Genomic DNA, 14,388 nt, shown 5'->3' on the forward strand with positions numbered 1-14,388 from the left:
CGACACCCACGAGCGGCCGATCCCCCGCCCGACGCGACCTACCGAGCCGGCCGGCCACACACCAAACCCCAGCCACCAACAGCCGAGGCGTTTCCGGAAGCCGGCTGTCCCGGCGATCAGCCGAGGCGATGTCCACCCACCCAGCCGGCCATCTGCCCCCGCGCACAAAACCGAGCCGGCCGGCCCGGCAGCAACCCCAACCCCAACCCACCGCTCGTCAGAGGCGGTCGGCGACCCGATCCAGTACCCAAGCCGTCCCCGGCACCACCGCCAAAGCAGTGCAGAACCCCCCGAGCGCATCTGTCGGGTAGTGCGCACCCAACGCCACCTCGGCCCACCCCATCGCCACCCCGGCGACCACCGCCAACCCCAGGGCGAGCACCACCGCGGCCCCCCGCCCGAGGCACAGCCGGTCGGTCAGCAGCAGCGCCACGACCAGCGCGAGCGCCGTCGCCATAGCCGTGTGCCCGCTCGGGTACGACAGGAACTCGCCGTGGATGGTGCGGCCGACGATCGGCTTCAGCACCGTTGTCACCGCCACCGTGGCCACCACGCCGAGCACCGTCAGCACCGCCGTCCGGAGCCGCTTGGCCAGGACGCACACCCCCGCGAGGAGGGCCACCAGGATCACCGACCCCACCGGCTCGCCGCCGAAGTCGAAGACCAAGGCGACATAGCGCCACGGTGGCTGGACCCCGTCGATCGACGGCAGGATCGCCGCGTCGATTCCGGTCAGGCCCGAGTCGTGGAAATGGAGGATGCCCAGCGCCACGACGACCGCCGTCGCCAGGGCCGCCGTCAGGGCCAATGGCGTGCGCAGCACCGGCGGCAGGGCCGCGGGCGCCGTCCGGACCAGCTGCCTCACCCGGCGATCGCCGCCTCGTACCCGGCGATCAGCCGGTCCAGTCCGACCGCCGGCGTGAAGTCCTTCTCGTACCGGACCCGGGCCGCGTCGCCCATTTCGCGGTTGCGGTCGCCGGCCACCGCGCGCAGGCGTTCCGCCAGCGAGGCCGGGTCGTTCGGTGCGTGCAGGAGGCCGGTGACACCGTCGTCGACGAGCTCGGGGAACGCGCCGTGCGCCGCCGCCACCGTCGGGACACCCGCGGCCATCGCCTCGACCACCACCAGGCCGAACGCCTCCAGCCACGTCGACGGCGCGACCACCGCCACCGCGTCGGCGGTCAGCGCCCGGCACTCCGCCTTGTTCTGGAGGCCGACGTATGACACGTCCGGCCGCCCGGCCGCCCAGGCCGCGACCTCGTCCTGCATCGGACCGGTGCCGGCGATGACCAGCGGCACACCGAGAGCGCCGCCGAGGCGGTCCCAAGCCTGCATCAGCAGCCCGACCCCCTTCTCCTCGGTGACGCGGCCGAGGAACAGGACGTGCTTGCCGTCGCCGGTGCGGCGGACGCCGGGGTCGGTGACGAAGTTGTGCTTCACCGCCATCCGCTCGCCGGGCATGCCGGCCGACACCAGGAGGTCACGTTGGGCCGCCGAAATGCAGAAGAACCGGGACACGCCCGTCCACCACCGGCGCCGGTTCGCGACCATGCTCGCCGCCATCGGGACCGTGGCCGCGGCCGAACCGCGGTAGCAGCCGTGCTTCACCGCCGGCAGCGGTGAGCCGCCGACGCACTCGGTACAGATGCGGCCGTCGCGGTGGAGCGTGCCGGGTGGGCAGACCATCGTGTAGTTGTGCAGCGTCGCGACCGCGGGCACCCCCGCGTCCGCGCACGCGGCGACCACCGACGGCGACAGCAGCGGGAACGTGTTGTGGATGTGCACGACGTCCGGGCGCGACGCCCGCAGCCGGGCGGCGAGCTCCTTCCGCACCGCCGGGTTCCACGGCACCATCAGCGGCACCGCCGCCTTGCGGGGCAGCGGCATCGCCGCGATGTCGTCGCTGCGGCGTTCGAACAACGACACCTGGTGACCGCCCTCGGCGAGCAACGTCACCTCGGCGTCGACGACGTTGTTCTCCCCGCTGGGCTGCTCGGAGCGGTACCGGTTGTGCACCACGAGCACCTTCACGTGCTTGTCCCCTTCGCCGGGATGAATGCTTGTTCGTCGGACTGCGGCACCCCGCGGACCAGCAGCGACGCGGCGAGCGCCAGGTGCAGCAGGTACGGCGACGCGTCGCCGAGCCCCGCTTCGGTGTAGGAGGCCGAAATGCAGTAGGTGATCAGGAAGATCGCGCACGCGCGAGCCAGTGACGGCGGCCGCAGCACGGCCACCACGACCAGGGTCAGGAGGAACCCCGCGACCAGCGCGATGCCGACGAACCCCTGCTCGTGGTAGATCGCGAGCCAGCTGTTGTCGATCGGGAGGCCGTCGTAGGACTTGTCCGTCAGCCCGACCCCGAAGATGTACTCCAACGGCGTCCGCGGCGCGTCCAGCAGGGCGTCCCACACCTTCGCGCGGCCGGTCAGGCTGGAGAAGTTGTCCGCGCTCTGCCCGCGGAGGAACCACGTCTGCAGCGCACCCGCGAGCACGACGCCGGCGACCCCGCCGACGCCGACCGTCCACGCGAACACCTTCCGCGCGCGGGCGCTCGTCAGCACCATCGACAGGAAGGCCACCGCGAGGCCGGCGAGCAGGCCGAGTGTCGCCGTGCGCGTGTGCGTGAGCATCAGCAGGCCCACCACCGGCACCACGATCGTCAGCGCGCTGCGCCACGTCGTGCGGCGCCCGAACCAGAGAAGGAGCGTGAGCCCGGAAATGACGGCCGCGTACTGGCCGATCTGCGGCGGCGTGAGCGGCCAGATCGCGCCCGACAGCCGGCCGCCGTAGATGTCCGGCATGGCGTTGCCCGGGGAGATCACCAGGCCGATCGCCACCGACGCGAGCACGATCGCGTAGGTGCGGATGTGGTAGCGGACGAAGCTGAAACCGCCGTCCCACCAGCGGGTCAGCAGCCAGAGCGTCGAGACGAACACCGTCAGGCGGAAGCACCGGAACAGCGCGCCGGCGCCCTCCTGCAGGTCGGCGCTGGACAGGATGCTCGACACCAGCAGGGCCGTCAGCAGCAGCAGGTACGCGCTCGGCCGGATCCGCAGGTGCTTGTTCAGCACCAGCGCGATCACGAACGCCGTCATCAGCGAACCCATGGTGACGAGCTGGCTGACCGACCGGGGCAGCGGGATGACCGTCTTGGCGCCGGTCGACCCGAGCGTGTTGAGGATCAGCAGCGCCCAGGCCAGGCCCGCCCACTTCGGCGTCGAGGACGCCGGTTCGGGCGTCACCTCGCCGCGGATGCCTGCCGTTCCGGTGTGCGCCGCCACGTCAGCCCCCGGCCTGCACGGTGTAGGTGCTGCCGGTGTCCTGGGAGTACGGCGCGCCTTCCCATTCGCCGATCTCGAGGACGCGGTCGGCCGAGTGGGCGATGAACGTCCACGGGCCGGCGTAGCTGTTGTCGTGCCAGTGGTTGTCCTGCTTGAACGTGATCGCTTCCTGGACGTCGTCGCCCCGGTACGGCGACCAGTCCGGGTAGCTGCCGAAGTTCGACAGCAGGCCCATCCGGCCGCAGGACGCCTGGCAGCCCACGACGGCCTGGTCGAGGACGAACTTGTTGTCGTGGATGTCGACGTGCTGCGTCTTCCAGCGGCAGTCGGCCAGGAGCGCGCCGCTGGTGATCGCCGGGGCCGCGCACTGCTTGACGGACGGCACCAGCCGGGTGCAGTCACCCGAGGACGTGTTGGCCGGGCTGTTGCAGAACCGGTCGGCGTTCTCCCACAGTGTGATCCCGGACCAGTTGTTCTCCAGGTAGTTGCGGGAGATCTCGATCTTCGCGGTGCGGGCCTTGATCCGCGGCTCGCCGCCGGACTCGGAGATGTAGATCGCCGCCGTCGGGAAGTTGTCGCTCTTGTCGGCGAACCGGCGGCCGTCGACCCAGTTGTTCTTGCGGATCGTGTTGTCGCGGATGATCGCGTTGTAGCTGATCTCGTAGATGAGCGCGGCGCTGTCGTTGTTCTCGATGAGGTTGCCCTCGATGAGGAAGTCGTTGTTGTTCGTGTCGGCCCACAGCCCGGTGCCGTGGTTGTCGTGCACCCAGTTGCCGCGGACGTCGGCGCCGTTGACGTCCCAGAACTTGACCCCGCCGCTGCAGCCGCAGCCGTCGATCTTGGCTTCCCAGTCGCCGGTGTTGTTGCCGGCGATCTCGTTGCCCTCGACGACCAGCGCGGTCAGCGGGGTGGCGCCGGAGTAGGCGTTCATCCCGTACTGGCCGTTGCGGCGCAGGCAGTTGCCGCGCACCTGCTGGCGGGCGCCGGCCATGAGCCCGGCGCCGTCGTTGTCCTGGACGGTCGAGTGCTCGATCACCCAGCCGTCGCCGGAGTCGTGGTTGACGACGCCTTCGTCGCGCGGGGCGGCGAAGCCCTGCACGGTCACGTAGCTGATCTTGACGTTCACCGCGTGGCCGGTGAAGGCGTACTGGTTGATCTTGCGCCCATCCAGGACGGCGCCGGGCGCGCCGAGGTAGACGTCACCGTCCTTCGGGGACACCTGGTCGTACCGGTCGTCGCCGAGGATGTGCTTGCCCGGCTTGAGCCAGAAGGTCGTGCCGGACCCGGCCGAGCGCGTCTTCGCCGCCAGGTCTCCGGGCACGGCCGGGTCGATGACCACCGCCCCCGCCGGCGCGGCGGCCGGGCCGGCCGGCTCCTTGTCGCAGACCGCGGCCACCGACCCGCTGGGTGCCGGGGTGGCCTGGCCGGGGCCGGTGTCGGAATCGGGCCCGCCCGAGCACGCCACAGCCGTGAGCAGGACGCCGAGCAGCGGAACTGTACGGCGGAGGCGGAAGCGGCGGGCTGTCACGGGCGGGTCCTAACTGAAGCGGAGCAGGGTGGTGAACGGTCCGGGGAGCCCGGAGCCGACGAGCGTGGTCGAAGGTTCCTTGCGGCCGAACCCCGCGGAGTACCAGCCGAGCGGCGGCTCGGTGTCCCCCCGGTGCACGGTCCACGAAAGTCCGGCCGGCAACTCCATGACGGCGGTGCGCAGGGCGCCGGCGCTGAGGGACCCGGAAACCCGCCCGACCAGCGGATCGTCGGCGGACGGGCGGCCGCGGCCGACGACCTCGAGCGCACGCTCGGCGCCCGGGGCACCGGAGCCGCCCTCGCCGAGGGTGGACGCGCGGCCGCCGTCGGGTTCGGCGACCCAGCGGAGCCGGGCCGTGGTCCCGTCGAGCATCACCGTCACCGCCGGGCCGAAGTGGAATGCCAGCCGCGCACCACCCGGTTCGCCCTGGCCCAGCACCTCGTCCACGATCCTCAGCACGTCGCCGTCGAGCTCGACCGTGCGGCGGTGGAGGGCCGGTGCGTACCCGTCGTGGGCCGCCGACCAGCGGGACGGTCCCGCGTCCGGCGTGTGCACGTCGAGCACCCTCGTCTCCGCGTGGCGGGTCCACAGGAACGGGCCGCCCGAGACCGACTGGTCGTGTCCGCCCAGCTCCAGCGTGTTGTGGCCCAGCGTCGACCGGAAGTACGAACGCCACTGCGGCTCGCCGTGGTAGCAGAACGTGCCCGGGTCGGCGAGGATGTCCACCCCGTCGTGGCGGACCTCGACCGACAGCGCGTCCGCGTGCGCGTGCGCCGCGATCGACAGGAAGCCGTGGGGGCCGCCGTCGCAGCGGACCCACAGCCGGTCCGACCGCAGGATCGTCATGCCCGCGTCCCGCAGGTGCGCCGGCCGGACGCCGGGGCGAGCGCCCGAGATCCGCGGGGTCCGCGAAGCCAGGGACGCCAGCAGGGCCGTGCGGACGTCGTCGCCCGGCAGCGGCGGCCACCAGGCCAACCGTCCGAAAAGGACTTCGCCGGTCGCCAGCAGCGACGCCCAGCGGTCGGTTGCGGTGCCGTCGACGATCAGGCCGAAGCCGTCGTCGGCGTCGCCCTGGCGGGGCGGGCGCAGCCGCTGGTCCACAATGGACGCCAGGGCGTCGGTCATCCGGAGCAGGACGTCCCACGTCGAGTCCGGCACCGGCGTGCCCGCCGCGTCGGCCTCGAGCGCCGCCGCCAGACCGAGTTCGAGGACCAGGCCGTGGTACTCGGACGCCAGTTCCGCGTTGAGGCCCGACGCGAACGTGTTGCGCGCCAGCTGGGCGTCCAGCGAGTGCATCGCCGCCGAGCGCCAGCCCGCCGACTCCGGGAACCAGCCGAACGCGCACGCCGCGGCGAGCAGGCCGGCGTCCTCCGCGATCACGTGGTTGTTCGCCGACGAGCCGTGGCTGCGCAGGGTGGCGAGCCAGTTCTGGTGGTGCCACAGCTGGAGCTGGAAGTCCGGGTTCTGCTCGAACAGGTCCGCGACGCCGGGCCAGCCGTCGAGCAGCCGGCGCGTCCAGACCCACGACAGCAGCCGGATGCCCAGCTCGATGCCGCTCACCCAGTGCGGGCCCCGCAACGGCGGGTTCGCGGCCCACCACGAACGCAGGTGCTCGGCGGCGCGCTCGGCGTACGCCGGAGTCCCGGTCAGGGCGTAGGCCGCCGCCAGCACGGTGAGGTGCTGGTGCCGCGACGGCTCCCAGATCTGCTTGATGTCCCCGACGGTGTCTTCGGACCGGTACGGGACGTCGAACGCGTAAACGTCCGAAGGCGCGCGGCGGCCGGTCTTCGGGTCGAGGAACCAGTCCGGCGCCTCGAAGTCGGACCGGACCACGCCGAAGTACTCGGCGCGGCCGGCCATCAGCTCGTCGGCGGTGGCCAGGAGACGCGAGACGGCCTCGCCGGACACCTTGCCGAGCACGCCGGCGGGCAGCGCCGCGGTGAAGCGCGGGTGCGACGGCCAGTCCGGCGGCGTCGGCAGGGCGGACCGCCACTGCCGCTGGACAACGGCGTGCCGGGCACGCCCGACGACCTCCGCCGGCCCCATCCGGGACAGCCGGCGCAGGTACCAGCCGGGCCCCATCATGCCGCGGCCCCTCGGACCGGCGCGATCTCCGGCCGCTCGCCCGCCGCACGCGACGCCGACGACCGGGCCGGCGAGGCACCGGCCATCGGCCACAACCGGGCCGGCGAGGCACCGGCCACCGGCCACGACCGGGCCAGCGAGGCGCCGGCCATCGGCCACGACCGGCCGGGCGCGGTGCCCGGCCGGGCGCTCCGCGACAGCCCCGCTCGGCTCGTCATGCCGGGGCGCCCGTCTTCCGCGGCAGCTCGATCCGCACCGGCGCCGCGTTCGCGACGCTCGACTGCGCCGCCAGGGTCGCCAGCGTCGTCGCGGCCAGGGAATCCACCGAAATCGGCATCGGCGAGCCCGTCCGGACCGCCTCCAGGAACGCGTTGACCTCCGCCGCCTGGCCCTTGTCGCGGCCCTTCGGGATTCGCGAGCTCGCCCACTTCTTGCGCGAGTACACCGAGGCGCGGACGAAGTCGTCGAACTTCAGGACCTTGCCGTCCGCGGTCAGGTCCAACGTCTCCTTCGGGAAGCCCGACGAGCCCGTTTCGGCGTACGTGATCACCGCCGTGGACCCGTCCGGGTAACCCAGGGTCACCTGGACGTCCCCGGTGGCGTACACCGAGATCGGGTCGGCGTCGAGGAGCCAGCTCACCGTGTCGATGAAGTGGCCGCCCTCGCCCGCGAAACGGCTGCCCTCCGTGGCGGTCTGGTTGTACCAGCTGCCGTGGTCGAGGCGGCCCGCGTTGACCAGGTAGCGCACCGTCGCCGGGCCGACGCGCGGGCCGAACTGCTCGCGGGCCTCGTGCAGCAGCGGTGCGAACCGGCGGTTGAAGCCGACCTGCAGGCGGTCGTTGCCCGATTCCTCGATCGCGTCGAGGACCTTCTGCAGTTCCGACGGCGACAGGGCCAGGGGCTTCTCGACGAACACCGACTTGCCCGCCAGCAGCGCCTGCCGCGTCAGCTCGGCGTGCGAGCTGTGCCGGGTCACGACGAACACCGCGTCGATCGACGAATCGCCGAGGACGTTGTCGATGTCCGTCGACGCCGCGGCGAAGCCGAACTTGCGCCGCGCGTTGGCGCCGGACAGCGCCGACGTCGTCGCGACGTGCTTGAGCTCGACGTCTTCGCGCTCCACCAGGTGCGGCAGCAGCATCGACGACGCGTAGTTGCCCGCCCCGACGAAGCCCAGGCGCACCGGCCGGCCCGCCGGCACCGAGGCCGCCGCCGGCGATGAGGTCACCGCGACCCGCGCCGAGGTGATCACCGGCTCCGTCCGGGCGACCGCGTCCGGGTAGCGGAACAGCACCGCCACGGCCTTCAGCTCGCCCTCGTTCAGCGACTTGTACGTCTCGACCGCGGACGAGAAGTCCGAGACGTGCGTGATCAGCGGCTCGACGTCCAGCCGGTCGCGCGCGATCAGGTCCAGCACGCACTCCAGGTTGCGGCGCTCGGTCCAGCGGACCTGGCCGATCGGGTAGTCCCGCCCCTCCAGCTCGTACGACGGGTCGTAGCGGCCCGGCCCGTAGGAGCGCGAGAACCGGACGTCCAGTTCCTTCTCGTAGTAGGCGTTCCACGGCAGGTCGAGCTTGCACTTGCCGATGTCGATCACCCGGCCGCGGTCGCGCGACAGCTTCGCGGCCAGCTCCACCGGGTCGTTCGTGTTGCCGCCGGCCGCCAGGTACGTCTGGTCGACGCCCGCGCCGTGAGTCAGCTCGTCCACCGCCGTGTCGACGATGCCGGACGCCGGGTGCGCGCAGGTCAGCGCGCCGAGGCTCTCGGCGAGCTTGCAGCGCTCGGGGTCCGGGTCGACGCCGACGACGCGGACGCCGGAAGCCGTCAGCAGCTGCACGACCAGCTGGCCGATCAGGCCGAGCCCGATGACCAGGGCGACGTCGCCGATCTGCGGCTCGCCGCGGCGGACGCCCTGCATCGCGATCGATCCGACGGTGCCGAACGCCGCGTGCCGCGGGTCGACGCCGGCCGGCACCCGCGAGTAGAGGTTCTTGGGCACCCAGTTGAGCTCCGAGTGCAGCGCGTGCTCGTTGCCCGCGCAGGCGACCAGATCGCCGACGGCCACGTCGGTGATGCCGTCGCCGACCTGCTCCACGATGCCGCACAGCGAGTAGCCGAGCGGGGTGTAGGAGTCCAGTTTGGACGTCACCTTGCGGTAGGTCGCCGACAGCCCGTTGGTGGCGACGCTCTGCATCACCTTCGCCACCTGGTCCGGGCGGGCCTTCGCCTTGCCCACCAGCGACATGCTGGCTTCGGACACCTTCATCATCTCGGTGCCGGTCGAGATCAGCGAGTACACCGTCCGCACCAGCACGCCACCCGGCTTGCAGGCCGGCTCGGGCACGTCGAGGAGCGCCAGTTCCCCGCTCTTGTAGTTCTGGACTACCTGCTTCACTTCGCTCCCGCTCCAGACATCGCGTTCCGGTACCAATACTCGAGGGTCAAGACGTGCCAGAGGTGCTTGCCGCGGTCTTCCTGGCCGGCGGCGTCCTCGGCGACCATCCGCTGCAGGGCTTCGCGCTGCAGGAAACCGGACGACACGAGCACGCCTTCGTTGACGACTTCACGCACCAGCGGCGCCAGGTCGCGGCTCATCCACGCCCGCAGCGGCGCGCTGAACAGGCCCTTCGGCCGGTGCACGATCTCGCTGGGCAGGATGTTCAGCGCCGCGTTCTTCAGCGCGACCTTGCCCGCGCGGCCGACGATCTTCTTGTTGCCCGGGATCTTGAACGCCGCCCGCACCACCTCGACGTCGACGAACGGCGTCCGCACCTCGGTGGACGCCGCCATCGTCGAACGGTCGGTGTAGGTCAGGTTCAGCCCGGGCAGGAACAGCCGCGAGTCGGCCAGGCACATCCGGTTGACGAAGTCGTCCAACGCCTGGTCGTGGTAGGTGTCCGCGTGCTCGGTCAGGACGTCGTCCACGGAAGAAGCCAGGTCCGGGTTCACCAGCGAGAGCAGCTCCGCGCGGTCGTACATCGTGTAGCTGCGCCGGAACGCCGTCTCCTCGGGCAGGCCCGCGAAGGACAGGAACCGCTTGGCGAACCGCACCGACCGGTACCCGCGCGTCGCCGACGCCACCGGCAGCCGGTCCACAATGGACTCGACCGGCCGGCGGACCGCGCTCGGCACCTTGTGGTAGCGCAGCGCGATCAGGTTCGCGAGGTGCTTGCGGTACCCGGCGAACAGCTCGTCGGCGCCCATCCCGGACAGCATCACCTTGACGCCGGCCTCGCGCGCGGCCGAGCAGATCAGGAACGAGTTGATCGCCGCCGGGTCGCCGATCGGCTCGTCGAGGTGGTAGGTCATCTTCGGCAGCAGGTCGAGCACCTGCGGCGCGATCTCGATCTCGTGCAGGTCGACGCCGAACTTCTCGGCGACGATCCGCGCGTAGCGCAGGTCGTCCGGCATCGCCTCGAACTTCGCGTCCTCGGCCCGGAACCCGATGGTGTAGGCGGAAATCCCCGGCTGCGACCGCGCGGCCAGCGCCGTCAGGTAGCTGGAGTCCAGGCCACCCGAAAGGAACGTCGCCACCGGGACGTCGGAGAGCAGGTGCTTGGCCGTCGACTCCGCGATCACCTCGTGCAGGTCGACCTCGCCGTCGAAGGCCGCGCCCTCTTCGGCAACCTCCCGCAGTGACCAGAACCGGCCGCGGTCGACCTGCCCGTCCGGGCGGCACCGCAGCCACGTCCCCGGCGGCAGCTTCTCCGCGCCCTGGTAGGCGCACCGGCTGTCGGGCACCCAGTAGTAGAGCAGCGAAGCGATCAGCGCACCGTTGTCGACCTGCAGGGACCCGCCGAGCTCACCGGCGATCGCCTTCAGCTCGGAGGCGAACACGACCCCGCCGCCGCGCTGCACGAAGAACAGCGGCTTGATGCCCAGCTGGTCGCGGACCAGGAACAGCTCGCCGGTGCCCTCCTCGAACAGCGCGAACGCGAACATCCCGCGCAGCTTCGGCAGGCAGTCGGTGCCCCAGCGCCGCCACGCCTGCAGCAGCACCTCGGTGTCCGACGTGCCGCGGAAGCGGACGCCCGCGGACTCGAGTTCCGCGCGCAGCTCGGGCGCGTTGTACAGCTCGCCGTTGTAGCTCAGCGCGAGCCCGTCGAGCACCATCGGCTGGGCGCCGGTCTCGGACAGGTCGATGATCGACAGCCGCCGGTGGCCCAGGTGGACCTCCCCGGTGCCCGCGCGGTGCTCGTAGCGGCCGGAGCCGTCCGGGCCGCGGTGGGCCAGCGTCTTCGTCAGCCGGTCGGTGAGCGGCCCGCCGTCCGGCCAGAGGTAGGTGCCTGCGATGCCGCACATGGAGTGCGTTCCCCTTCGGTTGCGGCGCGGGTCAGGAGACCTCCGCGCTCTTTTCTGGCTCGAGGTCGGCGTCGAGTTCGCCCTTGTGGTTCGGTTCGCCGTGGTCGCGCTTGAACGGCGTCGGCCGCTTCGGGGGCTTGACCGGGGCGAATTTCTTCGTCGGCGCGTTCAGGTGGTCCGGGACGCTCACGGTGCCGGGGGCCGGCAGCGGGGACGCCGGCGGTTTCGGGGTGGCGAGCGCCGGCGGGAGCACCGGCCGGACCGGCGAGAAGCGGCGCGTCGGCTGCTCCGCCTTGGCGACGCGCTCGGCGACGCGGGCGACGAGCTCGTCCAGCCGGTCTTCGCGCTCGGCCGGGGCCGCGGCCACCGCGGCGACCTGGCCGCCGCGGCCGCGCAGGGCCGTGTGCAGGCCGTCCCACAGCGTGCCGTCGGACTTGTCGCGCGGGTCCGGGTCGACCAGCACCACGCCGATGACCGGGATCCCCTGGTCGGCGAGCTGCCGGGCCACGGTGTGCAGCCACAGCGTGTTCGCGTGCCCGGCCTTGACGACCAGCACGGTCTCCTTGCCGAGGTGCTCCAGGTCGGTCCACGCCGTACCCGGCGACACCGTGCCGACGCCGACCCGCAGCTCACCGGCCTCGTCCCCGGCGCCCACCACGGTGACCTCGCTCTTGGTCTCCTGCGCCAGCTTGCGGACGTCCTCGCCCGGCAGGTCGTCGATGACGCTCACGGCGCCGTCCCCGGCCAGCTCCCCCGCCATGTCGAGGGCGAGCGCGGCGACGACCTTCGGGGCGCCGAGTTCCAGCAGCGACACCGGGCGCTGGTCCTGCTTGACCAGCCGGACCAGCGTCGTGGCGACGCGCTTGCGCTCGGACACCGCCCGCGAGCGCCGCCACAGCCGGGCGGGGCCGCGTAGCTTCGACGGCAGCTGCGCGATCACGGACGCGCCGAGGTGCGTCGAGATCTCGCGGCGCAGCACCGGCCGGTCGCGCGACACCGCGCCGACGGCGACCAGCGCGAGCCCGAGGAACAGGCCGAGCGCGAAGCCGACACCGGCGTCGGTCGCGGTGGTCTTGAGGACCGCCTTGGGCAGCGCGCGGGGCGCGTCGACGATCTGGGTGCCCGCGGCGACCTGCGGGCTGCCGATGCCGGCCTGCTGGGCGCGCGAGGTGAAGTCCGAGATCTGCGCGGTCAGCGCGGCGCGGCGGCTGTAGAGGTTTTCGAGGGTGGGCTGGCTGGCCTGCCGGCCCTTGCCCTCCTCCTCGACGATCTGCTGCTCGACCTTGGCCAGCTCGTCCTGGGCGTTCTTGCGCTGGTCGAGGATGGCCTGCGACTGGGCGGCCGCGGCCGCCTGGCTGCGCTTGACGTGGTCGGCGATGAACGTGTCGGCGAGCGCCTGCGCCTGCGCGATGGCCTCTTCGTTGCTCTTCGCCTTGACGGTGATCTGGAGGACGTTGTTCGTCAGGCCCAGTCCCGCGTAGTTCTTCATGAAGTTTTCGGGCGTGTCGGTGCTGCCCAGCTTCTTCAGCGCGCCTTCGGCGATCGCGGTCGTCTGCAGCACGGCGACGTCGGTGCGCATCAGCGTGCCGCTGTCGGTCGGCGAGTCGTCCTGGTGGACGACGATCACCTTGGCCACCGCGGTCGGCGGCGCGGGCAGCACGAACGCGACCGCCGCGCCGGCGATCATGCCGAGCAGCGCGGCGGCGAGCCAGACGCGCTTGCGGCGGCGGATCGCGATGAAGAGCCGCGAAAGGTCGAACAGCGGCGCCGCGGGGGTTTCGGGGGAAGTCGTCACGCCGAACCTGCCAGGGCTTTCTCGGGGGCTTCCGCCGCGGGTTCGGGTTTTTCGGGCTCCGCCGGCCGGACGGCGTGGGTGAGGACCGCGCCGACGACCTCCTGGCCGCCGTCGGTGCAGGCTTCGGCGAGCCGCACGAGCTGCCACGCCGTGCGCGTCCCGGACGCGAGCACGACCAGGACGCCGGAGTCGGCCGTCGCGTCCGGCACCGTCGGCCGCTCGGCCGAGTACTCGAAGATCCGCAGCGGCACGGACAGCCGGTCGGCCAGCTCGGCGAGCTGCGCGGCGGCCAGCCGGCCGGTCACGTCGTCGTCGGCCACCAGCAGCAGGACGTCGGCGGGGCCGGTGGCCAGCCGGGCCAGCACCCGGCGGTAGCGGATGTCGCGGTTGACCTCGTCGGCCGAGGTCGCGACCGGCGGCAGGACCCACGGCCGGTCGCCGCCGAGCAGCCGCCGCACCTTGCCGAACAGGCCGGTGGCCGGGAGGCGGTCGCCCTGGGGCGTCGCGACGTCGACCCCGGCGAGGATCGGCGCGCCGAGCGCGGACGCGATCTCCGGCTCGCCGCGCAGGCGCCGGTCGGCGCGGGCGGTGAACAGGTGGCCGAAGACGCCCACGACGAAGAACAGCACCGCGCCCCCGGCGACGAACTGCGTCATCGTCGGGGCCGCCGGCGACGTCGGGCGCTGGGACGGCCCCAGCACCACGGTGTTGCCGATGCCGGTGGCCAGGTCGGCCTGGTTGAGGTCGTTGATCGCCTGCTCCAGCGACGTCTTCAGGCCCTCGAGCTGGGTGCGGACCTGCACGGTCTCCACGGTCAGGCTGCCGCTGCCGACGTTCTTGGCGAGGTCGCTGATCTTCTCCGTGGTCAGCTTGACCTGCTGGCGCAGCGACTCGCGCTGTTCCTGGGCGAGCTGCACCGAGGCGTCGGCGGAGTTGCTCGCCAGCTGCGTGGAGTACTTGACGTACTGCTGCGCGACCTGGTCGGCGAGCTGCTGGGCGTGCTCGGCGGTGTCGGCCGAGACGGTGATCGTCACGACGTTGCTCTGCGCGACCGCCGCGCTGACCTGCTTCTTCAGGTCGGCGCCGCTGGGGTGCCACGGCAGCACCGCGGCGGCCCGGTCGAGGACGACCGAGGCGGTCGCGATCTCGGCCTGGGTCAGCAGCTCGTCGGCCTGGCGGGGGCCCTGGAGCAGCACGCCCGAGGTCGTCTTGTATCCGGGCGAGAACAGGATCGACGCTCCGGCGCCGACCAGCGCGCCCAGGACGGCGAGGGCGGCCAGCAGCCGCCATCGCCGTCGCAGGACCTGCCCGACCAGGGCCAGGCGCACCGTGTCGTCAGTCAACGGCGGGATCTCCATTCCTGAGACGGGTACGCCGAACGGGTTCAGTTGATCGGC

At 72.2% G+C, this 14,388-nt stretch carries 10 protein-coding genes; all 10 read right to left on the bottom strand.

Annotated elements, in window-relative coordinates:
* Positions 1-217: 217 nt before the first annotated feature.
* On the bottom strand, positions 218-865 hold the full coding sequence (locus ABZW17_RS29335; RefSeq protein ID WP_354821197.1) for a phosphatase PAP2 family protein: 648 nt from the start codon (positions 863-865) through the stop codon (positions 218-220).
* Positions 862-2,031: a glycosyltransferase family 4 protein gene (locus ABZW17_RS29340; protein WP_354821200.1), complete on the bottom strand. Its 1,170-nt coding sequence runs from the start codon at positions 2,029-2,031 to the stop codon at positions 862-864. Before ABZW17_RS29340 ends, ABZW17_RS29335 begins: the two co-directional genes overlap by 4 nt.
* The gene (locus ABZW17_RS29345) at positions 2,028-3,200 is read right to left on the bottom strand and encodes an O-antigen ligase domain-containing protein (RefSeq protein ID WP_354821357.1); all 1,173 of its coding nucleotides are present in this window, start codon (positions 3,198-3,200) and stop codon (positions 2,028-2,030) included. The genes ABZW17_RS29340 and ABZW17_RS29345 overlap by 4 nt, the downstream gene beginning before the upstream one ends.
* 82 nt (positions 3,201-3,282) lie before the next feature.
* On the bottom strand, positions 3,283-4,809 hold the full coding sequence (locus ABZW17_RS29350; protein WP_354821203.1) for a right-handed parallel beta-helix repeat-containing protein: 1,527 nt from the start codon (positions 4,807-4,809) through the stop codon (positions 3,283-3,285).
* A gap of 9 nt (positions 4,810-4,818) precedes the next feature.
* Positions 4,819-6,894 (bottom strand): alginate lyase family protein, encoded by a 2,076-nt coding sequence (locus tag ABZW17_RS29355; protein ID WP_354821206.1) that lies wholly within the window; start codon positions 6,892-6,894, stop codon positions 4,819-4,821.
* Entirely contained in the window at positions 6,891-7,112 is a 222-nt protein-coding gene (locus ABZW17_RS29360) for a hypothetical protein (RefSeq protein ID WP_354821209.1), read from the bottom strand. Before ABZW17_RS29360 ends, ABZW17_RS29355 begins: the two co-directional genes overlap by 4 nt.
* The gene (locus ABZW17_RS29365; RefSeq protein WP_354821212.1) at positions 7,109-9,289 is read right to left on the bottom strand and encodes a bi-domain-containing oxidoreductase; all 2,181 of its coding nucleotides are present in this window, start codon (positions 9,287-9,289) and stop codon (positions 7,109-7,111) included. Before ABZW17_RS29365 ends, ABZW17_RS29360 begins: the two co-directional genes overlap by 4 nt.
* Positions 9,286-11,196: an asparagine synthase (glutamine-hydrolyzing) gene (gene asnB, locus ABZW17_RS29370; RefSeq protein WP_354821215.1), complete on the bottom strand. Its 1,911-nt coding sequence runs from the start codon at positions 11,194-11,196 to the stop codon at positions 9,286-9,288. The genes ABZW17_RS29365 and asnB overlap by 4 nt, the downstream gene beginning before the upstream one ends.
* Before the next feature lie 31 nt (positions 11,197-11,227).
* Complete coding sequence (locus ABZW17_RS29375) at positions 11,228-12,991, bottom strand: Wzz/FepE/Etk N-terminal domain-containing protein (protein ID WP_354821218.1); 1,764 nt, start codon at positions 12,989-12,991, stop codon at positions 11,228-11,230.
* A complete protein-coding gene (locus ABZW17_RS29380; RefSeq protein ID WP_354821221.1) occupies positions 12,988-14,349 on the bottom strand; it encodes an exopolysaccharide biosynthesis protein in 1,362 nt (453 codons plus the stop codon). Before ABZW17_RS29380 ends, ABZW17_RS29375 begins: the two co-directional genes overlap by 4 nt.
* Positions 14,350-14,388 lie beyond the last annotated feature (39 nt).

The sequence above is a fragment of the Amycolatopsis sp. NPDC004625 genome (assembly GCF_040609695.1).
Taxonomy (GTDB): Bacteria; Actinomycetota; Actinomycetes; order Mycobacteriales; family Pseudonocardiaceae; genus Amycolatopsis.

Bases quoted from the DNA above. Each gene is read 5' to 3' on its own strand.
- ABZW17_RS29355 (WP_354821206.1), bottom strand. From the start codon at position 6,894: ATGATGGGGCCCGGCTGGTACCTGCGCCGGCTGTCCCGGATGGGGCCG.
- ABZW17_RS29360 (WP_354821209.1), bottom strand. From the start codon at position 7,112: ATGACGAGCCGAGCGGGGCTGTCGCGGAGCGCCCGGCCGGGCACCGCG.
- asnB (WP_354821215.1), bottom strand. From the start codon at position 11,196: ATGTGCGGCATCGCAGGCACCTACCTCTGGCCGGACGGCGGGCCGCTC.
- ABZW17_RS29380 (WP_354821221.1), bottom strand. From the start codon at position 14,349: ATGGAGATCCCGCCGTTGACTGACGACACGGTGCGCCTGGCCCTGGTC.